At 74.5% G+C, this 19,868-nt stretch carries 17 protein-coding genes; 3 read left to right on the forward strand and 14 right to left on the reverse strand.

Annotated features, from left to right (window positions below; all coding sequences use genetic code 11):
- Positions 1-1,155: a betaine/proline/choline family ABC transporter ATP-binding protein gene (locus tag K7787_RS26650; RefSeq protein WP_223003219.1), complete on the forward strand. Its 1,155-nt coding sequence runs from the start codon at positions 1-3 to the stop codon at positions 1,153-1,155.
- Positions 1,156-1,197: 42 nt separating this feature from the next.
- On the opposite strand, the gene K7787_RS26655 is transcribed toward K7787_RS26650, so the two are convergent.
- From K7787_RS26655 to K7787_RS26700, 10 genes are all read right to left on the reverse strand, one after another.
- On the reverse strand, positions 1,198-2,133 hold the full coding sequence (locus K7787_RS26655) for an ABC transporter substrate-binding protein (RefSeq protein ID WP_223003220.1): 936 nt from the start codon (positions 2,131-2,133) through the stop codon (positions 1,198-1,200).
- 11 nt (positions 2,134-2,144) lie between these two features.
- Entirely contained in the window at positions 2,145-2,819 is a 675-nt protein-coding gene (locus K7787_RS26660) for an ABC transporter permease (RefSeq protein WP_223003221.1), read from the reverse strand.
- Between the two features lie 76 nt (positions 2,820-2,895).
- The gene (locus K7787_RS26665; RefSeq protein WP_019983434.1) at positions 2,896-3,576 is read right to left on the reverse strand and encodes an ABC transporter permease; all 681 of its coding nucleotides are present in this window, start codon (positions 3,574-3,576) and stop codon (positions 2,896-2,898) included.
- Between the two features lie 131 nt (positions 3,577-3,707).
- The gene (locus K7787_RS26670) at positions 3,708-4,286 is read right to left on the reverse strand and encodes a MarR family winged helix-turn-helix transcriptional regulator (RefSeq protein WP_223003222.1); all 579 of its coding nucleotides are present in this window, start codon (positions 4,284-4,286) and stop codon (positions 3,708-3,710) included.
- 57 nt (positions 4,287-4,343) lie between these two features.
- Complete coding sequence (locus K7787_RS26675) at positions 4,344-5,363, reverse strand: SDR family oxidoreductase (protein WP_164392898.1); 1,020 nt, start codon at positions 5,361-5,363, stop codon at positions 4,344-4,346.
- A gap of 10 nt (positions 5,364-5,373) precedes the next feature.
- On the reverse strand, positions 5,374-7,131 hold the full coding sequence (locus K7787_RS26680; RefSeq protein WP_223003223.1) for a glycoside hydrolase family 15 protein: 1,758 nt from the start codon (positions 7,129-7,131) through the stop codon (positions 5,374-5,376).
- An 89-nt stretch (positions 7,132-7,220) separates the two neighbouring features.
- Complete coding sequence (locus tag K7787_RS26685; protein WP_043261607.1) at positions 7,221-9,044, reverse strand: thiamine pyrophosphate-requiring protein; 1,824 nt, start codon at positions 9,042-9,044, stop codon at positions 7,221-7,223.
- A gap of 41 nt (positions 9,045-9,085) precedes the next feature.
- Positions 9,086-12,181: an FAD-binding and (Fe-S)-binding domain-containing protein gene (locus tag K7787_RS26690; RefSeq protein WP_223003224.1), complete on the reverse strand. Its 3,096-nt coding sequence runs from the start codon at positions 12,179-12,181 to the stop codon at positions 9,086-9,088.
- Between the two features lie 559 nt (positions 12,182-12,740).
- Entirely contained in the window at positions 12,741-13,421 is a 681-nt protein-coding gene (locus K7787_RS26695) for an ABC transporter ATP-binding protein (protein WP_223003225.1), read from the reverse strand.
- A complete protein-coding gene (locus K7787_RS26700; protein ID WP_223003226.1) occupies positions 13,418-14,536 on the reverse strand; it encodes an FtsX-like permease family protein in 1,119 nt (372 codons plus the stop codon). Before K7787_RS26700 ends, K7787_RS26695 begins: the two co-directional genes overlap by 4 nt.
- A gap of 233 nt (positions 14,537-14,769) precedes the next feature.
- Here K7787_RS26700 and K7787_RS26705 point away from each other — a divergent pair, with 233 nt between their 5' ends.
- Positions 14,770-15,378 carry a TetR/AcrR family transcriptional regulator gene (locus K7787_RS26705; protein WP_223003227.1) on the forward strand — a complete coding sequence of 203 codons (609 nt, stop codon included), beginning with the start codon at positions 14,770-14,772 and terminating at the stop codon, positions 15,376-15,378.
- 164 nt (positions 15,379-15,542) lie between these two features.
- Here K7787_RS26705 and K7787_RS26710 read toward each other — a convergent pair whose 3' ends face one another.
- The 4 genes from K7787_RS26710 to K7787_RS26725 all read right to left on the reverse strand — a co-directional run bounded on the left by K7787_RS26710 (position 15,543) and on the right by K7787_RS26725 (position 18,494).
- Positions 15,543-16,589 (reverse strand): cytochrome c oxidase assembly protein, encoded by a 1,047-nt coding sequence (locus tag K7787_RS26710; protein WP_223003228.1) that lies wholly within the window; start codon positions 16,587-16,589, stop codon positions 15,543-15,545.
- A 70-nt stretch (positions 16,590-16,659) separates the two neighbouring features.
- Positions 16,660-17,244, reverse strand: a complete 585-nt coding sequence (locus tag K7787_RS26715; protein WP_223003229.1) for a TetR/AcrR family transcriptional regulator — start codon at positions 17,242-17,244, stop codon at positions 16,660-16,662.
- Between the two features lie 16 nt (positions 17,245-17,260).
- Positions 17,261-17,842, reverse strand: coding sequence for a sugar O-acetyltransferase (locus K7787_RS26720; protein ID WP_019983425.1), 582 nt, complete (start codon positions 17,840-17,842; stop codon positions 17,261-17,263).
- A gap of 61 nt (positions 17,843-17,903) precedes the next feature.
- Complete coding sequence (locus tag K7787_RS26725) at positions 17,904-18,494, reverse strand: cysteine hydrolase family protein (protein WP_164390124.1); 591 nt, start codon at positions 18,492-18,494, stop codon at positions 17,904-17,906.
- Between the two features lie 277 nt (positions 18,495-18,771).
- Here K7787_RS26725 and K7787_RS26730 point away from each other — a divergent pair, with 277 nt between their 5' ends.
- The gene (locus K7787_RS26730) at positions 18,772-19,764 is read left to right on the forward strand and encodes a GlxA family transcriptional regulator (RefSeq protein WP_169438819.1); all 993 of its coding nucleotides are present in this window, start codon (positions 18,772-18,774) and stop codon (positions 19,762-19,764) included.
- Positions 19,765-19,868: the final 104 nt, after the last annotated feature.

Below are 19,868 nucleotides of genomic sequence, written 5' to 3' on the forward strand. Positions count from 1 at the left end.
ATGATCCGGTTCGAGCAGGTCACCAAGCGCTACCCGGACGGGACCACAGCCGTGGACGGCCTCAGCTTCGAGGTCGCGGAGGGCGAACTCGTCACCCTGGTGGGGCCGTCCGGCTGCGGCAAGACCACCACGATGATGATGGTCAACCGTCTGGTCGAGCCGACCTCGGGCCGCGTCCTGGTCGGCGGCGAGGACATCGCGGGCCTCGACCCGGTGCGGCTGCGCCGCCGTATCGGGTACGTCATCCAGCAGGTCGGCCTCTTCCCGCACCGCACGGTCCTCGACAACACGGCGACGGTGCCGGCGCTGCTCGGCTGGAAGAAGGCGAGGGCGCGGGCGCGGGCCGCCGAACTGCTGGACCTGGTGGGCCTGGACCCGAAGACGTACGGGCCGCGCTATCCGCGGCAGTTGTCGGGCGGGCAGCGGCAGCGGGTCGGGGTGGCGCGGGCGCTGGCCGCCGATCCCGAGGTGCTGCTGATGGACGAGCCGTTCGGGGCGGTGGACCCGGTGGTGCGCGAGCAGTTGCAGGACGAGTTCCTGCGGATGCAGGCCGCGGTGCGCAAGACGGTGCTGCTGGTCACCCATGACATCGAGGAGGCGGTGCGGCTCGGGGACCGGATCGCCGTGTACGGGCAGGGGCGCATCGAGCAGCTGGACACGCCGGGCGCGGTGCTGGGCAGCCCGGCCACTCCCTATGTCGCCGGGTTCGTGGGCGCCGACCGGGGGCTGAAGCGGCTGTCGGTGACGGCGATCGAGCGGGGCGACCTGGAGCAGCCGCCGGTCGCCCGGCTGGACGAGCCGGCCGAGCGGGCCGCCGGGCGGCTGCGCGCGCAGGGGGCGCGCTGGGCGGTCGTCCTGGACGCGGCCGGGGACCTGCACGGCTGGGTGGGGCTGGACGCGCTGGACGCGGGCGGTTCGGTCGGCGATCTGGCCCACCGGATGAACGCCTGGGTGCCGGTGGGCGCGCCGCTCAAGCAGGCGTTCGGGGTGATGCTCCAGCACGACGCGGGCTGGGTGGCCGTGCTGGACGGCGCCCGGTTCTGCGGGGTGCTGACCCCCGCGAAGCTGCACGAGGCGCTGCGCCGCTCGGTGGACGCGGACGCGCTCGGGGTGCCGCGCGGAGAGGTCGGCTTCGACTCGGTGGCCGACGCGTGAGGGCTCGGTGCCGACCGGCCCCCGCCGGGCGGGGCGGCGGGGTCACTTCAGCAGGCCCTTGTCCTTCAGGTAGGCGCGGGCCACGTCGGCGGGCAGGCGGCGCCAGCTGTCGACCTGTCGGTTCATCGACGCCAGGTCCGCCGTGGTCAGCACCTTGTTGAGCCGGTCCAGGACGCGGGTCACCCCGGGGCCGCCCGCGCGGGCGCGGTTGACGACCGGGACGACGTAGTCGGCGTTCTGGAGGTGCTTGTCGTCGGCGAGGACGACCAGGCCGAAGGCGTCGAGGGTGGCGTCCGTGGTGGTGGTCAGCACCATCTGGTCGCGGCCGCTCCGCACGGCCTGCTTCGCCGGGGTGGTGCCGACGCCCTTGGGGTCGATGCCGGTGATCCGGATACCGTACGTCGTCCTCAGACCGGGCTCGCAGTACGGCCGGCTCACGCACTCGTCCCCGGCGGCGAGCCGTACCTTCAGCCCGGACGCGCCGAGGTCGCTGAGGGTCTTCAGGCGGTGCTCGCGGGCATAGGCGGCGCTGACCGCGAAGGCGTTCTGGTCGACGGCCCGGCCCGGGTCGAGGACGGTGAGGCCGCGGGGCGCGGCCAGGCGGCGCAGGGCGCTCATGGTGGCGGCGAGGTCGGGCGACCCGGCCGGGGACGCGTCGGGGCCGTGGGCCTTGGCGTTCAGCCAGTCGGCGAGGGTGGCCGCGTACTCGGGGACGACGTCGATTCGGCCGGACTCCAGGGCGGGTTCGTACAGTTCGCGGTTGGCGACGGTGATCAGCTCGGTGTCGTGTCCGGCCTGCTTCAGCAGCAGGGCGTACATCTGGGCGAGCAGGTCGCTCTCGGTGAAGCCGGCCGATCCGATGGTCAGGCGCCGGCTGTCGCCGGGCGGCGCGGTGACCTGGCCGCGCTGCTCCAGGGAGGGGCCGGTGGAGCAGGCGGCGAGCAGGAGCGGCGGCAGGAGCGCGAGGAGGCCCCGCATCGGCGGCGTCCTCACCGGCCGTCGCCCCTCGCCCGGGCCGGGGCCAGCCGTTCGACGGCGACGAAGACCGCCTCGACGGCCAGGGCGAACACGGCGACAAGGACGGCGCCGGCCACCACCTGCGGGGTGCTCGCCAGGTTGAAGCCCGCCGTGATGATCCGGCCGAGGCCGCCCCCGCCGGCCAGCGCCGCGATGGTGGCGGTGGCCACGAGCTGGACGGCGGCGATCCGCACCCCGGTGAGCACCATCGGCAGGGCCAGAGGAAGTTCGACGCGGAACAGCAGTTGCCGGCCGATCATCCCCATGCCGCGCGCCGCCTGGACGACGTCCCGGTCCACCCCGCGCATCCCGACGTAGGCGTTGGTGAGCAGCGGCGGCACGGCGAACAGCACCAGGGCGACGACGGTCGGCCCCTCGCCCCACCGGCCGACGGGGGTGAGGAGCAGCAGCACCAGGACGGCGAAGGTGGGCACGGCCCGGCCGACGTTGGAGATGTTGACGGCGAGGGCGCCGCCCTTGCCGAGGTGACCGAGGACGAGGGCGACGGGCAGGGCGATCAGGCAGCTGACGGCGAGGCAGACGACGGTGAGGGCGAGGTGCTGGAGGAGGCGGTGTGCGATGCCGTCGTCGCCCGCCCAGTGCGCGGGGTCGGTGAGCCAGGCCCAGGCGTCGGTCACGGTGCTCACACCCGGCCTCCGGCACGGAGATTGGTGTGCGCGCCGACGGAGCGGGTGTCCGGGCGGGTGTCGTCCGTGCGGGTGTTCATGTGCGGGCCGTCCGGGTCCACGGGGTGAGCAGGCGCTGGAGGCCGAGCAGGAGCAGGTCGGCGGCGACGGCGATCACCACGCACAGTACGGAGGCGGTGAGCACCTGTGCCTTGAAGTAGGTGTTCATGCCGGCGTAGATGAGGTTGCCGAGGCCGCCGAAGCCGACGATCGCGCCGATGGTCACCAGGGAGACCGCCGAGACGGTGGCGATGCGCAGTCCGGCCATCGCGGCGGGCAGGGCGAGCGGCAGTTCGACGGTGAGGAGCAGCCGGGCGGGGCCGTAGCCCATGCCGAGGGCGGCCTGCCGGGTCTCCTCGGGCACGGCGCGCAGTCCGGCGAGGATGTTGCGCACCAGCAGGGTGAGCGAGTACAGCACGAGCCCGGCGACCACGAGGGTGGCCGAGAGGCCGTACAGGGGCAGGAGCAGGGAGAACATGGCGAGCGAGGGGATGGTGTAGAGGACGGTCGTGACGGCGAGGACGGGTCCGGCGGCGCCCTTCCAGCGGCGGGCGAGCACGGCGAGCGGGACGGCGACGGCGAGGCCGATCAGCACGGACAGGCCGGTGAGCTGGAGGTGCTGGAGCACCGCGTCCAGGAGGATGTGGCGGCGCGTGCTCAGGTATGCGCCGCAGATCCACTCGTTGCGTGCGAGGCAGTCGTCCGGGGGCCCGGTCACGGGTCCATTCCACCGGCCGGACGCCGGGTCGGCGCGTTGAGGTGGCCCGTCCGGGGCGGGGTGTCACACCTCGGGTGGCATACGGCGGGGGCGCGCCTCGGGAGGTGTCCCACCTCAGGGGTCCGCGGGTGTCACACCTCGGGGGGTGCGGCGGGGTCGAGGGGGTCGTCCACGACGCCCCGGTCCGCGCGGGCGTCGTCGTGGGCGTCCACCGCGATCTCGCCCGCGGCGGCCGTCAGGGCGTGCAGGGCCGGGACGAGGGCCGTGCGCTGCGCGGCGGGCAGCCGCCGCACGAGGGTGCGGATCTCGGCGCGGCGGTGGGTGAGGACCCGGCCGACCAGGTCGTGGCCGCCGGGGGTGAGGCTGAGGACGACCTCGCGCCGGTTGGCGGGATTGGTCCTGCGGTCCACCAGGTCGAGCGCTTCGAGGCGGCCGACCATGCGCAGGGCGGTGGACGGGTTGACGCCGAGGGTGGTGGCGAGGGCGACGAGTTTGACGGGTCCGCAGGTGTCCAGGACGACCAGGGCGCGCAGTTGGGGCAGGGTGAGCGAGTCGTCGGTGCGGGCCAGGGCGCGGGCGGAGATCGCGACGAACAGCCGGGAGGCGGTCATCACGGCGATGCTCAGTTCTTCCGCCTCGTGGTCGAGGGCGTGCTGCGCGGGCCGGGCGCGGGAGGGGGCCCGGCCCCGGTGGGTGGGGTGCTCTGCCATGGTGTCCCCCTTCCGCTCTCGCCGCGGCCGTCCGGCGCCGTGCCCCGGCCGGGTGTCTCAGGCCGCGCCGGTACGACCGCGCCGGGTGAGTGCGGCGGCGGTGGCGGCGGCGCCGCCGAGGGCGAGTCCGGCGGCGAGGGCGGCGGGGTGGCGGGCGAGGGCCGCCTGGAGGGAGCGGCTGTGCGAGGAGGCGTCGAAGATGCCGTGGGCGCCGTGGTCGCTGCCCCGCGGTCCCTCGTCCACGGGTTCGAAGAGGTTGCTCTCGCCGGTCGGGGGCCGCAGGTCGGTCTGCTGGGAGTCGAAGCCGGTGCGGGCGAGGTAGCGGTCGAGCAGGGCCGGGGCGAGGCGGTTGGCCCAGACGGTCGCGACGGTGGTGGCGCCGACGTAGTACTGCTTGCGGCGCGGGTGGTCGGCGGCGTGCACGACGCCCCGGGCGGCGACCTCGGGCTGGTAGATCGGCGGGACGGGCTGCGGGTGTTTGGGCAGCCGGGTGGTGACCCAGGAGAACTGCGGGGTGTTGACGGCGGGCATCTGCGCCACGGTGACGTGCACGTTGCTGCCGCGGTGCAGCAGTTCGGTGCGCAGGGAGGAGGTGAAGCCGTTGATGGCGTGTTTGGCGCCGCAGTACACGGACTGCAGGGGCACCGACCGCTCCCCCAGCGCGGAGCCCACCTGCACGATCGTGCCCCGGTCGCGCGGCAGCATCCGCTCGAGCGCGGCCCTGGTGCCGTTGACGAAGCCGAGATACGTCACCTCGGTCGCCCGGCGGTACTCCTCGGGGGTGATCTCCTCGAACGGGGCGAACACCGTGCTGAAGGCGCAGTTGATCCATACGTCGATGGGTCCGAACGCGCGCTCGGCGGCCTCGGCGGCGGCCTCCACCTGCTCGGGGTCGGCCACGTCGGCCACGTGGACGAGGGGCCGGCCGCCGAGCGACTCGACCTCCTTGGCCGCGTTGTCCAGGCCGGTGCGGCCGCGGGCGACGAGGACGACGTCGGCGCCGCGCCGGGCGTAGAGGCGGGCGGTGGCGCGGCCGATGCCGGCGCTGGCGCCGGTGATGACGACGGTCTGGGGCATGACGGGCTCCTTACTCGGCGGTGGGCGCGAACGGCGGGGCGAGCCGGGCCGCGCTCTCCAGCAGCAGGGCGTGGACGAAGGCCTGGGGCAGATTGCCGCGCAATTGGCGCTGGGCGATGTCGAACTCCTCCGCGTACAGTCCCGACGCCCCGCAGGCGCCGCGGCTGCGTTCGAACCAGCGGTAGGCCTCGGTGTCGTTCCCCTGCTGGTGTTCGGCCAGCGCCATGACGAACCCGCACAGCACGAAGGCTCCTTCGGCCTGTTCGAGGGGCCTGTCGTCGTGGCGGAAACGGTAGACGAAGTGGTCCTGGGTCAGATGTGCGCGGCAGGCGGCGAGGGTGGCGCGGGTGCGCGGGTCGCGGGCGGGCAGGGCGCCGCGCAGGGCCGGCAGCAGCAGGGCGGCGTCGATCCCGGGGTCGTCGGTGGCGCGCTGCCAGTGGCCGTCGGGGTGGACGGCGGTGGCGCACGCCTCGGCGAAGAGGGCGTCGGCCAGCCGCTCACATGTGCCGGCGAGCGGCTGGCGGGGCGCCGCCCCGGCCAGGGCGCGCAGTCCCGCGACGCAGGTGAGCCTGCTGTGCGTCCACTGCCGTGGCTCCAATTCCCAGATCCCGGCGTCGGGTTCGCGCCAGCGGTCGGCCACGGTGCGCACCGCGAGGTCGGCGGCCTTCCAGCCCTCGGCGTCCAGCCGGCCGGCCCGTTCGGCGGCGGCGAACAGCAGCAACGACTCGCCGAAGGCGTCGAGTTGGAACTGCTCGCCGACGTGGTTGCCGATCCGGCTGGAGCCGCCGGGGTAGCCGGGCAGGCCGAGTTCGCGCTGGTCGGGCACGGGCCTGCCGTGCACGGTGTAGGCGGGGGCGAGACGGGGGCCGTCCGAGCGGAGCCGTTCGCCGACGAAGTGGACCGCTGCGTCGAGGAGTTCGGGGGCGCCGGCAGCGGCGGCGGCCTGTCCGGCGTAGCTCTGGTCGCGGATCCACACGTACCGGTAGTCGTAGTTGCGGCCGGCCTCGGCGCGTTCGGGCAGGCTGGTGGTGGCCGCGGCGACCATGCCGCCGCCGTGGGTGGTCAGCCCGCGCAGCACGGCGTAGGCGCGGCGGGCGTCGCGCGGGGCGACGGTCCGCTCCAGCGGGGGCACGCTCTCCCGCCAGGCCCGCTCGGTGGCGGTCCAGGCCTGGCCGGCGTGGGGCGGGGTGTGCGGCAGGGGCGCGTCGGAGCACTCCAGGACCAGGTCGTGGCGTTCGCCGGGCCGCAGGACGAACTCGGCGGTGAGACCGTCGGCGCCCACGGTCGCCGAGGGCGCGCCCTGCCAGCGCAGCCGGTGGTGACCGACGTTGAGGTGCCACCGGCCGTCGTCGTCGCGGTGCGGGGCGGCCGGCGGGGTGCGGCCGTAGTCGGCGTACGGGTCGAGCACGGCGCGGACGTGGGCGGTGCCGTCGACGGCGGTGAGCTGCCTGAGCAGGACCAGGCGGCCGGCCTCGCCGGGGAAGGCCAGGGCCTCGCGGCACTCGACGACGCCGTCGGTGGTGATCCAGCGGCTGCGCCAGATCAGGGTGCCCTCCTCGTAGTGGCCGCCGGGGACGTACCGGCCGCGCGGGGTGACGGCGTAGCCGCCCCGGCCGCCGATCAGGGCGGCGAAGACGGCGTCGTCGTGCCAGGTGGGCGCGCACAGCCAGGCGACGGCGCCGTCCGGTCCGATGAGGGCGCCGCGCTCCCCGTCGGCCAGCAGCGCGTAGTCGTGCAGCGCGTGCGGCGGGAAGGATGCGGTGCTCATGGGGGTGTGGTCCTGCCGTTCGGTTCGGGGTTCCCGGCGGCGGGGGCGGAGCGCTTCCGGGTCCGTCCCCGCCGCTGCCGGACCGTGGGTCACTTGCCGTCCCGCGCGCCCGGCCGGTCCTCGCGGTGCCGGCCGCCGGGCAGGAACTCCTGCACCTTGGCCTTGAAGCCCTGGCGCACCATGGCGGTGCGGTCGCTGTCGCCCTTGAGGATCGCGGTCGCGGCGGCCTCGATCTGGTCGAGGGTGGCGTGCGGCGGGATCGGCGGCACGGCCGGGTCGGTGACGAAGTCGAGCACACAGGGCCGGTCGCTCGCGAGAGCCGCCTCCCAGGCGCTCTGCACCTCGTCGGGCTTCTCGACCCGGATGCCGTTGAGGCCGAGGGAGCGGGCGAAGTCGGCGTAGGCGACGTCGGGGATGGACTGGGACTCCTCGAACTGCGGGGCGCCGGCCATGGCGCGCATCTCCCAGGTGACCTGGTTGAGGTCCTGGTTGTTGAGGACGGCCACGATCAGGCGCGGGTCCTGCCACTCCCGCCAGTACTTGTGGATGGTGATCAGCTCGGCCATGCCGTTCATCTGCATGGCGCCGTCGCCGACCAGCGCGATCGCCGGGCGGTCGCCGTGCGCGAACTTCGCGCCGATGACGTACGGGACGCCGGGTCCCATGGTGGCGAGGGTGCCGGACAGGGAGCCGCGCATCGCGCCGCGCAGCTTGAGGTGGCGGGCGTACCAGTTGGCGGCGGAGCCGGAGTCGGCGGCGAGGATGACGTTCTCGGGCAGCAGGTCGTTGAGGGCGTGGGCGACGTACTCGGGGTTGATGGGGTCGGCGTCGACGGCGGCGCGCCGCTGCATCACCTCCCACCAGCGGGCCACGTCCTTCTCGACCTTCTTGCGCCAGCTCTTGTTCTTGTGCGCCTTCAGCAGGGGCAGCAGCCGGGTCAGGGTCTCGCGGGCGTCGCCGACGAGGTTGACCTCGAACGGGTAGCGCAGGCCGACCATGTGCGGGTCGATGTCGATCTGCACGGCGCGGGCCTGCCCGAACTCCGGCAGGAACTGGGTGTAGGGGAAGGACGATCCGATGACGAGGAGGGTGTCGCACTCCATCATCAGCTCGTACGACGGCCGGGTGCCGAGCAGGCCGATGGAGCCGGTGACGTAGGGCAGGTCGTCGTCGAGGGCGTCCTTGCCGAGCAGTGCCTTGGCGACGCCCGCGTCGAGCCGTTCGGCGACGCTCATGACCTCGGTGCGGGCCGAGCGGGCGCCCTGTCCGACGAGGATGGCGACCTTCTCGCCCGCGTTGAGGACCTCGGCGGCGCGCGCGAGGTCGTCGTCGCCGGGGACGGGCGCGTAGTGCGGCATGCCCAGGCTGGAGGGGACCATCTTGAAGGCGTGCTCGGGCGGTGAGTAGTCGAGTTCCTGCACGTCGGCGGGGATGATGACGGCGCACACCGAGCGGCGGGCCATGGCGGTGCGCATCGCCCGGTCCAGCACGTTGGGCAGTTGCTCGGGGACGGTGACCATCTCGCAGAAGTCGGAGGCCACGTCCTTGTAGAGGCTGAGCAGGTCGACTTCCTGCTGGTAGGAGCCGCCCATGGCGCTGCGGTTGGTCTGGCCGACGATCGCGACGACGGGGACGTGGTCGAGCTTGGCGTCGTACAGGCCGTTGAGGAGGTGGATGGCGCCGGGTCCGGAGGTGGCGGCGCACACGCCGACCTTGCCGGAGAACTTGGCGTAGCCGACGGCCTCGAAGGCGGCCATCTCCTCGTGCCGGGCCTGGATGAACCGGGGGTTGTCGTCGGCGCGGCCCCAGGCGGCGAGCAGCCCGTTGATGCCGTCGCCGGGGTAGGCGAAGACGTACTCCACCTCCCAGTCGCGCAGGCGCTCGAGGACGTGGTCGGAGACCTTCATCGACATGTTCGACGACCTTTCGGGAGGGTGCTTCTCGTCGTGCGCGGTCAGGGTCGGCGCGGCCTCTTCAGGGCCGCGCGGCCGGCGGCGGTCGCGGCCGTCGCGGTGAGGCCGGCGGCGGCCACGGCGGCCGCGGTGGCCGCCCACCGGGCCGTGCGGGAGGGGCGGGCGGGCCGCTCGGCCAGGCGTTCGGGCTGCTCACTGGGCAGGTTCCCGTCGAGGCCGAGGGCAAGCACCTCGGCCAGGTGCAGGGCCCGGCGGCCGGTGCCGCCCTGTTCGATCTGGGTACGGCAGCTGAAGCCGTCGGCGAGGACGAGGGCGTCGGGGGCGGCGGCGCGGACGGCGGGCAGGACGCCCTGTTCGGCGACGGCCATGGACACCTCGTGGTGACCGCGTTCGAAGCCGAAGTTGCCGGCCAGGCCGCAGCAGCCCTCGTCCAGGACGTCGGCGTCGAGGTGGGCGCGGCGCATGAGTTCGCGGTCGGCGTCGAACTTCATGATCGCGTGCTGGTGGCAGTGGGTCTGCACGGTCGCCTGCCGGGTGACCGCCGGCGGCCGCCAGCCGTCGGGCGCGTGGTGCACCAACTGCTCGGCGAACGTGCGCACTTGTCCGGCCAGCCGCTGCACGTCCTGGTCGGCGGGCATGAGTTCGCCGGCGTCGGACCGGAACACGGCGGTGCAGGAGGGCTCCAGGCCGATGACCGGGGTGCCCGCCTCCAGGTAGGGCCGCAGCACGTCGAGGGTGCGCCGCAGCGCCTTCTTCGCGGTGTCGAGCTGCCCGGTGGAGATCCAGGTCAGCCCGCAGCAGACGGGCTCGGTGGGTACGGCGACCCGGAAGCCGGCGTCCTCCAGGACCCGTACGGCCGACTTCGCGATGGACGGGTGGAAGTAGGTGCTGAACGTGTCGGGCCACAGCACGACGGTGCGCGGATCGGCCGGATCGGGCCCGCCGGATCCACCGTCGCTCCGCGCCCGCCACCACTGGAGGAAGGACTCCTCGGCGAAGACCGGTGCTTCCCGCTCCCCCGCCACGCCCGCGAGCAGCTTGCCCGCGCGGCCCAGCAGCGGCGCCCGCAGCAGGGCGTTGACCGGTCCGGGCGCGAGCCGGGACAGGCGGGCCCACAGCGGGAGCCAGCCCAGCGAGTAGTGGGCGGCGGGGCGCAGCCGGCCCTCGTAGTGGTGGGAGAGGAACTCGGCCTTGTAGGTGGCCATGTCGACGCCCACCGGGCAGTCCGACTTGCAGCCCTTGCAGGCCAGGCAGAGATCGAGGGCGTCCTTGACCTCGGTGGAGCGCCAGCCGTCGGTGATCGTGGAGTCCGCGTGCCCGTCGAGCATCTCGAACAGCAGCCTGGCCCGGCCGCGGGTGGAGTGCTCCTCCTCCTTGGTGGCCCGGTAGGAGGGGCACATCACGCCGCCCTCGTGGCTGCGGCAGTTGCCGATGCCGACGCAGCGCATCACCGCGCGGGTGAAGGAGTGGTCGTCCTGCGGATACCCGAACTGCGTCTCCAGGGGCGTGGGACGCCAGTCGGCGCCGAGGCGGAGCTGACCGTCCAGGGGGTCGGGGTCGACGACCTTGCCGGGGTTCATCCGGTCGTCCGGGTCGAACAGCCGCTTCAGTTCCCCGAACGCGGTCACCAGCCGCGGCCCGAACATGCGGACCAGCAGCTCGCCCCGGGACTGGCCGTCGCCGTGCTCGCCGGACAGGGAGCCGCCGTAGGAGGCGACGAGGTCGGCGGCGCGTTCCATGAAGCGCCGGAAACGGGCGACTCCTTCGGCCGTCCTGAGCTGGAACGGGATCCGGGTGTGGACGCAGCCCTGCCCGAAGTGCCCGTACAGGGACGGGTGGTCGTAGTCGAACTCCTCGAACAGGTTCTTCAGGTCGCGCAGATAGTCGCCGAGGCGTTCGGGCGGGACGGCGGAGTCCTCCCAGCCCTCCCAGGTCTCCCGGTCGTCCGGCGGGCGCGCGGTGACGCCGAGTCCGGCCTCGCGGGCCTTGAGCATCCGCTGCTCGCGCTCGGGGTCGTCGGAGAAGGCGACGTCGGGGTCCTTCTCCTCGCGGCCGATCGCGTGCAGCAGGGCGTGCGCCTGCCCGTCCACGTCCTCCTGGCTGTCGCCGCTGTACTGCACCATCAGCCAGCTGTCGCCCTCGGGCAGCACGGCGAGGGACTCCAGATAGGCGCCCTCCTCGCGCATCAGCTGCGCCATCCGCCCGTCCAGCGCCTCCAGTTGACTGGGGTTGCAGTGCTCCAGCAGCCGGGGCACGTCGTCGGCGGCGGCGCAGATGTCGGGGTAGCCGAGGACCAGGATCGACTGGTGTTCCGGCACCGGCACCAGGTCGAGTTCGGCGCGCAGCACGGTCACCAGGGTGCCCTCGCTGCCGACCAGGGCGCGGGCCACGTCGAAGCCGTTCTCGGGGAGCAGCGAGTCGAGGTTGTAGCCGGAGACGCGGCGCGGGATCTTCGGGTAGCCGCGGCGGATGTCGGCGAGGTACTCGGTGGCGATGCGCTCCAGGCCCGCGTAGATCTCGGCCTTGCGGCCGCCCTCGGCGGCGATCCGCGCCCGCTCGGCCTCGGAGGTGGGGCCGACCCACATGCGCAGCCCGTCGTAGGTGAGGATCTCCAGGCGGCGCACGTTGTCGACGGTCTTGCCGTAGGCCTGCGCGGAGGCGCCGCAGGAGTTGTTGCCGATCATCCCGCCGAGCGCGCAGTGGCTGTGGGTGGAGGGCTTGGGCCCGAACTGGAGGCGGTGGTCCGACAGGCGCTTGTTCAGCTGGTCCAGGACGATGCCGGGTTCGACCACGCAGGTGCGGGCGTCGGGGTCCACGGCGACCAGGGCGTCGCAGTACTTGGTCCAGTCGATCACCACGGCGGTGTTGGTGCACTGGCCGGCGAGGCTGGTGCCGCCGCCGCGCGAGAGGACCGGCGCGCCGAACCGCGCGCACACCCGGACGGCCTGCGCGCCCGCCTCCACGCTGCGCGGGACGACCACGCCGAGGGGCGGCTGACGGTAGTTGGAGCCGTCCGTGACGTAGGCGCCTCTGCTCCCGGCGTCGAACCGGACCTCGGCGTCCACGCTGTCGCGCAGCGCCGCCTCCAGAGCGGCCGTGTCCACCGCGGGGGCGTCGACGGGACGGGTGCGACTCATCAGGGGCGACCGCCTTCCAGGACCGTGCCGGGCGTGGACCGTACGGTCCGGCCCGCGCCGGCCGTACGGGGGCGGCGGGCCGGACCGCCACCGCAGAGCCGGGTACCCGCCCTTGCAGTGTGCAAGGGTGCGATGTGCGGCGCGCGCCGGACGCGGGCCCCGATCGGGTGCGGTGGATGTCTCGGGGTGGTGGGTCGGTGCGCCGGGGCGGTGGTGCGGGAGCGGGGCGGTGCCGCCGATGCGCCCGGCGGCGGGTGGGGCGCGGTGCCGGGGCGCGGGCGGGCGGTACGCCGGGCGCACGCGGGGGCGGTCGCTCCCGGGTGCGAGGCCGGCGGCGGCCCGGCCGCCTCCCGGCGCAGGGCGCGCCACGGCCGCGGGGCGGACCGTGCGCCCGGCCGGGGACCGGTGCGCGGCGGCCGTGTCCCGCGCGGCGCGGTTTCCCTGTGCCGGAGACGGGCCGCGCGGCGGCCCGGGCCCCGTTCGGGACCCGGCCCGAGCAGCGTGGTCCGCTCTGATCCGGGCGGGCGCGTTGGCCCGGTCGGGTGACGGCGGGGTCCGGTCAGGACGCGGCGGCCGACGTCGTGTGCAGGCGGGTCATGTCGACCACGTGGTCGGCGGCCCGCGTCACCACGGGGTCGTGCGTGGCGACCACGGTCACACAGCCGTGCCGGTGGGTCGTCGTGGCGAGGAGATCCACGATGCCGGCGGCCCGCTCCCGGTCGACGGCCGCGGTGGGCTCGTCCACGAGCAGCAGTCCGGGTTCGAGCAGGAGCGCCCGGGCGAGGGCGATGCGCTGCCGCTCGCCGCCGGAGAGCTGGTCGGCGCGGTGCCGCAGCCGGTGCGCGAGGCCGACCTCGGCGAGCAGTTCCTCGGCGCGCGGGCGCATCGCGCGGGGCGGGCGTCCGGCGACGGACGCGGCGGCGAGGAGCTGTTCGAGGGCGGTGAGGCCGCTGAGCAGGTTGCCGCTCTGGAAGACGTAGCCGATGCGGGTGCGGCGCAGCCGGGCCTGCTCGGCCGGGGACAGCCGGGCGATGTCCCGCCCGTCGAGCAGCACCTGCCCCGAGTCGGGCCGCAGCAGGGCGCCGGCGACGGCGAGCAGGGTGGACTTGCCGGACCCGGAGGGGCCGACCAGGGCGGTCAGGGCCGACGCCGCGAAGCCGGCGCTCACCCCGCGCAGGGCGGTGGTACGGGACTCGGCGCGGCCGAGGGTCACGGTCACGTCGCACAGTTCGAGGCTCATCGGCCGGCTCCCAGCATGGTCATCGGGTCGACGGTGGTCACCTTGCGCAGGATGACGGCGGTTCCGGCCAGGCCCACGAGCACGACGGTGCCCATGGTGGCGGCGAGCGCGGCGCCGGGCAGGCTGAACGGCACCTCAGAGCCCACCAGCAGGCCCAGTCCGGCGGCGAGGGCCGCACCGAGGGCCGTGCCGCCGCCCACGACGACCGCCGCCTGCCCGAGGGTGTGGCCCACGAGGCGGCGCCGGGACGCGCCGAGGGCCCGCAGCAGGGCGAGTTCGGGCTGCCGCTGCACGGTCCACACGGCGAAGAAGGCGCCGACGACGAGGGGTGCGATGGCGTACAGGAACGCCTGGATGGAGGTCATGGTCACGCGTTCGCCGGTGTAGCCGGGCGCGGCGGCGTAGGCGGCCTCGACGGTCCGGGTGCCGGTGCCGAGCGCCCGGTCGGCGGCGGCGAGGTCCGCTCCCGGTGCGGCTTGCAGGGCGACGGCGCTGTACTGCCGGGGCGGTGGCGCGGTGGTGGCGGCGACGCCGGGGGTGGCGAAGCGGATGCGCTGCCAGGCGGTGACGGGCAGGTAGGCGACGGCGACGTGGCCGTAGGAGGAGCGGCCGGTGGCGCCGCGGACCGTGAGGGTGATGCCGAGGCGGTCGACGGCGAGGGTGTCCCCGATCCGTACGCCGTCCTTGACGAGCTGCTGCGAGACGACGATGCCGTACGGCTCGGCGGCCGACAGGGCGCGGCCGGAGGTGGAGCCGGGGTCGAGGAAGGAGCGCGGCTCGATGCCGAACGCGGCGAAGTCCACCTCCACCTTGCGGTTCGTGGTGCCGCGGGCGATGGACACGCCGAGGGGCGTCGCCCGGACGCCCTCGCGGGCGCGCCAGCCGTCCAGGGCGCGGCCGTCGACCAGGCTGCGCGCGAACTGGTCGGAGTCGGCGCCGCGGGCGAAGGCGAGATGGGTGGCGGGGAGCCGGCGCAGCGCGGAGATGGTGTCGTCGCCGAGTCCGGTGGTGAAACCGCTGACGATGCCGACGAGCGCGGCGACGAGGACCACGACGCCGCCCATGAGGAGAAAACGGCCGCGGGCCGCTTTCAGTTCGAGCAGGGCCAAGTACACGGGGGGCCTTCCAGCGAGAGTTTTGGGGACACTGTGTCGCCAAGATAGAAGATGGGGACACGGCGTCGCCAAGTGGGGGTGCTCCGCGCTTCCGAGCGGGGGTGCCTCGGGGTTCCGGGCGGGGCGCGCCCGGGCCCGCGGGCGGGGCGCTCCTGGGGCCTGCAGGCGGGGCGCCCCGGGGCCTGCGGGCGGCCGTGCTCCGTCGTGGCGCGCGGGCTTCTACACTGGCGGGCGTGCCCAAGATCCGTGCCGCCTCCGTCGCCGACCACCGCGCCCAGCAGCGTGCGGCGCTCGTCGCGGCGGCGGGCGAACTGCTGCTGGAGGGCGACGCCTCGGCCGTCACCTTCGCGGCGGTGGCCGCCCGTACGGGGCTGGCGCGCAACAGCGTGTACAAGTACTTCGCCGACCGGCGCGAGCTGCTGGCGGAGGTGGTGCGGGCGGCGACGCCGCGCTGGACGGCCCGTATCCGCGCCGAGATGGCCGGCGCCCACACGCCCGAGGAGCGGGTGGCGGCCTATGTGCGCGCGCAGCTGACCCTGGTCCGCGACGGCGAGCACCGGATCGCCCAGGCGCTGGCCGGGGACCGGGACGCGGCGGTGCTGCGGGAGGGCGCGGCCGAGGCGCACGCGGAGATCCTGGAGCCCCTGATCGCGGCGCTGGCCGAACTCGGCGACGACGCGCCGCACCGCACGGCCCGGCTGCTCCAGGGTTTCGTCAACGCGGCGACCACGGCCGTGGAGTCCGGCGACGACTTCACGGCGGTGACACGGCAGGCGGTCCGGCTGGCTACGGCGGCGGTGTCGGCTCTCGGCGCCGGGCCGGCCGCGCCGGGCACGGGCTGAGCGGCGGGGCGGTCAGGGCCGGTCGGGGCGGTCAGGGCCAGTCGGGGCGCCGGGGGCGGGGGCCGGGGGCGGGAGTGGCCGGGGGCAGGAGTGGCCGGGGGTGGCTCGGCAAGGGTGTTCGAGAGGCGTCGGGCCGACGGAGGACCCGGCCCGAACGGTCCGCGTCAGAAGTGGTCGTGCTGGCGGCGGATGCGGTCGGCCACGTCGTTCCGCTCGGTCTCCCACCAGGGCCGTACGCGATCGGCGGGCGCCGTCGGCGCGGTCTCCTCCGGGTGTCCGGGGTGCTCGGCGGCGGCCGGGGCTGCGGCGCGGATCAGTTCCGCGTCCAGGCGGCGGTCCAGGGCCGCGTTCTGGACGCGCTCGGCCCGCGCCCACTGCACCAGGATCGCCAGCAGGAAGGGCAGCGCGACCAGTTCGGCGATGCTCAGCATGGCGCCGCCGCCGATCTGCTGGTCGTGGCGTACGTCCGGCGACCACGCGGGGGCGTGGTGCAGGTACCAGGCGCCCGCGATCAGCGTGCCGTGCGTCATCACCACGACCCCGGGCACCGCGTCGACGATGCCGTCCAGGAACACCAGGGCGGCCCGCACCGGATGCGTGCACCAGGCGGGCAGCGCCTGCTCGTGGGTGAGCACCGGCACGACGAACAGACAGCCCGCCGCCAGCAGATGCAGGTACATCAGCTCGTGCAGCCAGCCCACGCGCAGGGCGGTGGCGAAGTACGGCGTGAAGTAGACGACCAGTTCCGTGGTGAGCACCAGAGCCGTGCTGACCAGCGGGAAGGTCAGCACGCGCACCGCCTTGCCGGAGAGCGCCCGACGCACCCGGGCCGCCCCGGCCGGGGGCAGCGCCTCGGCGGCGAGCCGGAGCGGGTCGCCGAGGGCCAGGCCGAGCGGCGCGACGAGGTCGAGCAGGACGTTCTGCACCGCGGCCGGCCAGAACAGCACATGGTCGTAGACGGCCAGCGCCGACATCGTCGCCGCCACCAGCGCGCCGAGGCCGAGCACCGTGAAGGCGGCGAGCCGGGCCGGCGGCCAGGCCCCGCCCCGGCGGCGCACCCGCAGCACGCCCCAGCCGTACAGCCCGCCGAGGACGAGCACCAGGACGAGCGCCGGCACGTCGAGCTGCCAGGAGGACAGCAGCCGGCCCGGGGTCGGCTGCGCCGGGCTCCCGGCCGACGGGCCGGTCGTCGCCAAGGCGATCACGCGCATTGTTCTCCTTCGGCCCACCGAGGGACGAGTCGGTACAGGTCCCCTTTGGGACGGTAGGGACGGTAGTCCCTCACCGCCCGCCCTCCGGCGGCGGGGTGGGCGCGGCGGCGTCGCCGCCCGTGGTGATGCGGGTGACGGCCTCCAGGGTCAGCGTCCGGTCGTGGGGGTCGCCGGTGAGGGCGCGGTGCAGGGTCAGGCCCTCGATCATGGCGTCGAGCAGGCGGGCCGTGTCGGGGTCGAAGTGCTTCTCCAGGTGGGTGCGGCTGCGCAGCGTCCACTCCTGGGTGAGTTCCCGGTAGGCGGGCCGCCGCGCGGCGAGCGTGTACAGCTCCTGGGTGAGCACCAGGTCGCGCGGGTCTCCCTCGGACAGCGCGTGGACGAGGCCGGCCACGGCGGCCCGCGCCTCGTCGGGACCGGCGGCGGCGCCGAGATACGCGTCGAAGACGGCCACGATGTGGTCGGTGAAGCGCCCGAAGGCCTCCCGGAGCAGCTGGTCGATGCCGTCGAAGTGGTACGTCATCGAGCCCAGCGGCACCCCGGCGCGGGCGGCGACCTTGCGGTGCGAGACGGCCGCGAGGCCCTCCTCGGCGATCAGGTCGAGGGCCGCGCCGATGATCCGCTCGCGGCGGCGCGGATCGGTGTGTCCGGTGGCCATGGGTGCTCCCGCGGTCTCAGAGGCCGCGGACCGGGCGGGCCGGGTTGCCCACGGCGACCACGTCGGCGGGGACGTCCTTCGTGACCACCGCACCGGCGCCGATCACCGCGTTGTCCCCGATGGTCACACCCGGCAGCACGATGACGCCGCCGCCGAGCCACACGTTGTTCCCGAGGGTGATGGGCCGTGCCGCTTCGAGCTTGTCGCGGCGGGGCTCGGGGTCCAGCGGGTGGGTGGGGGTGAGCAGTTGGACGTTCGGGCCGATCTGGCAGTCCTCGCCGATGACGATGGCCGCGACGTCGAGCGCGGTGAGGTTGTAGTTGACGAAGGTGCGCGCGCCGATCGTGATGTTGCTCCCGTAGTCCACGTACAGCGGCGGTCGCACATGGGCCTCCTCTCCCAGCGCGCCCAGCAGTTCCACCAGGACCGGGCGGGCGCCGTCGGCGTCCTCGGCGTAGGCGGCCTGGTAGCGGGCGGCCAGCCGCACCGCCCGCTGCTGCCGGCGGGCGATCTCGGGATCGTCGGCGATGTAGAGATCACCGGCGAGCATGCGCTCCAGATTGGTCCGGGGGTCGTCCGCGAAGTAGTCGGTGGGCATGCGTACGATCGTACCCTCCGGAGTGTACGATCGTACGCTCCCCCGTTGTGGCCGCCGGGCCTCAGGCCAGGTGCTTCTGCGAGGCGACGACGACGCCGTAGAGGTCGGCGACGGTGGCGAGCGCGCCGTGGTGGATCTGCTCGGCGGTCAGTTCGGCGCCGGCTCCGCGCAGCGGCCGGGTCGCGCAGGCGTCGGCGACCACCGTGGGCCGGTTGCCGCGCAGGAACGCGCCCTCCACCGTGAACAGCACGCACATGTGCGTCATGAACCCGGCGACGACGACGTCCTTGCGGCCGGCCGCGTCGACGTGGTCGGCGAGATCGGTGCCGACGAACGAGTTCGGGAACTTCTTGACGACGACCGGCTCCCCCTCGGCCGGGGCGACGCTCGGGTGGATGCGGCCGATCTCGGCGTGGATGTCGTACGGGGTGCCGGGGCCGCCGTCGTTGACGACGTGGACGACCTTCGCCCCGGCCTCCCGGGCCCGGCGGAGCAGCGCGGCGGCGTTGTCGAGGGCGGCCTGCCAGCCGTCCAGCTCCATCACGCCGCCGACGTAGGTGTTCTGGTAGTCGACCAGGATCAGGGTGGAGTCGGCGAGCGCGGCGGGCGTCTCGTCGAAGCCGTTGAGTGCGCGCAGGGTCGTGCGGGCCATGGGTGGGTCCTTCCCTCTGGATACGTGTGCATACGGGTATGGAGGTGTGAGCACGTGCAGTGATGCGCGGGTGCGCGGGTGCGCACACGTACGGATACGCGATGCGATACGTGTGCCGGATCAGGTCGCCCGCCCCTCTCGGCGGGCTCCCTCCGAGAACCTACGGGCGGTGACGGCACGTCGGCAATGACGTCTAACATGCAGATCCGGACATCACCGCGACCGGATCCGCCGCCTTCCCGGCCGGCCCCCGGCCCGCCCGACCCGACGGAGCATCATGAACACCGACGGACGACTCGTCGTCATCGTCCTCTTCGACGACGTCGACCTGCTCGACGTCACCGGGCCGCCGGAGGTGTTCTCCCTGCTGCGGCGCGAGACCGGCGGCACGGCGGGCTACGAAGTCGCCCTGGTCGCCGAGACGTCGGCGCCCGTCACCACCGCCTCGGGCGTCCGCGTCCTGCCCGACGCCACCTTCGACGAGGTGGCCCGTCGCGGCATCGACACCCTGCTGGTGCCCGGCTCGGTGGAGATCGACGGGCAGCGACGCGTCCGCGCCGTCGCCGACCCCGCGGTGGTGGACCGGGTGCGGACCCTCGCCGGACGGGCCCGCCGGGTGGCGTCGGTCTGCGTCGGGGCGCACATCCTCGCCGCCGCCGGACTGCTCGACGGCAGGCGCGCCACCACGCACTGGTCCACCGCGCGGCAACTGGCCGAGGAGCACCCGGCCATCGAGGTCGACGCCGACCCGATCTTCATCCGCGAGGGCGCGGTGTGGACCGGCGCGGGGATCAGCGCCTGCCTCGACCTGTCGCTCGCCCTGGTCGCCGACGACTTCGGCGAGGAGGTCGCGCTGCGGGTCGCCCGGCAGCTGGTGATGTACCTGAAACGGCCCGGCGGGCAGAGCCAGTTCAGCGTGCCCCTCGATCCCGTCTCCACGACCCGGCGCGTCGAGGACCTGCGCCACTACGTGGCCGAGCACCTCGGCGAACGGCTCGGCGTCGCGGAACTCGCCGCGTACGCGCATGTCGGCGAGCGGCAGCTGACCCGGATCTTCAGGACCGAACTCGGTACGACACCGGGCGTCTACGTCGAGTCCGCCCGGGTCGAACGGGCGCGCCACCAGCTGGAGTCCACCGACGACACCCTCGAACGCATAGCGTCCGCCTGCGGGTTCGGCACGACGGACACCCTCGTGCGGGCCTTCCGCCGCAGGCTCGGCACGACACCGACGGAGTACCGTCGCCGCTTCCGGCCGGCCGCGGGCTGACGCGGCGGGCCGGGGCCGAAAGGGCGGGTGCGGGCTGACACGGCGGGGGCGGGGGGGGGGGGGGGGGGGCCGCGGGGGGGGGGGGGGGGGGCGGGGGGGGGGGG

It is taken from the genome of Streptomyces sennicomposti (genome assembly GCF_019890635.1).
Taxonomy (GTDB): domain Bacteria; phylum Actinomycetota; class Actinomycetes; order Streptomycetales; family Streptomycetaceae; genus Streptomyces; species Streptomyces sennicomposti.

Excerpts from the sequence above, each read along its gene's own strand:
- K7787_RS26650 (WP_223003219.1), top strand. The coding sequence starts at position 1 with ATGATCCGGTTCGAGCAGGTCACCAAGCGCTACCCGGACGGGACCACA.
- K7787_RS26655 (WP_223003220.1), bottom strand. The coding sequence starts at position 2,133 with ATGCGGGGCCTCCTCGCGCTCCTGCCGCCGCTCCTGCTCGCCGCCTGC.
- K7787_RS26670 (WP_223003222.1), bottom strand. The coding sequence starts at position 4,286 with ATGGCAGAGCACCCCACCCACCGGGGCCGGGCCCCCTCCCGCGCCCGG.
- K7787_RS26675 (WP_164392898.1), bottom strand. The coding sequence starts at position 5,363 with ATGCCCCAGACCGTCGTCATCACCGGCGCCAGCGCCGGCATCGGCCGC.
- K7787_RS26680 (WP_223003223.1), bottom strand. The coding sequence starts at position 7,131 with ATGAGCACCGCATCCTTCCCGCCGCACGCGCTGCACGACTACGCGCTG.
- K7787_RS26685 (WP_043261607.1), bottom strand. The coding sequence starts at position 9,044 with ATGTCGATGAAGGTCTCCGACCACGTCCTCGAGCGCCTGCGCGACTGG.
- K7787_RS26690 (WP_223003224.1), bottom strand. The coding sequence starts at position 12,181 with ATGAGTCGCACCCGTCCCGTCGACGCCCCCGCGGTGGACACGGCCGCT.
- K7787_RS26695 (WP_223003225.1), bottom strand. The coding sequence starts at position 13,421 with ATGAGCCTCGAACTGTGCGACGTGACCGTGACCCTCGGCCGCGCCGAG.
- K7787_RS26710 (WP_223003228.1), bottom strand. The coding sequence starts at position 16,589 with ATGCGCGTGATCGCCTTGGCGACGACCGGCCCGTCGGCCGGGAGCCCG.
- K7787_RS26715 (WP_223003229.1), bottom strand. The coding sequence starts at position 17,244 with ATGGCCACCGGACACACCGATCCGCGCCGCCGCGAGCGGATCATCGGC.
- K7787_RS26720 (WP_019983425.1), bottom strand. The coding sequence starts at position 17,842 with ATGCCCACCGACTACTTCGCGGACGACCCCCGGACCAATCTGGAGCGC.
- K7787_RS26725 (WP_164390124.1), bottom strand. The coding sequence starts at position 18,494 with ATGGCCCGCACGACCCTGCGCGCACTCAACGGCTTCGACGAGACGCCC.
- K7787_RS26730 (WP_169438819.1), top strand. The coding sequence starts at position 18,772 with ATGAACACCGACGGACGACTCGTCGTCATCGTCCTCTTCGACGACGTC.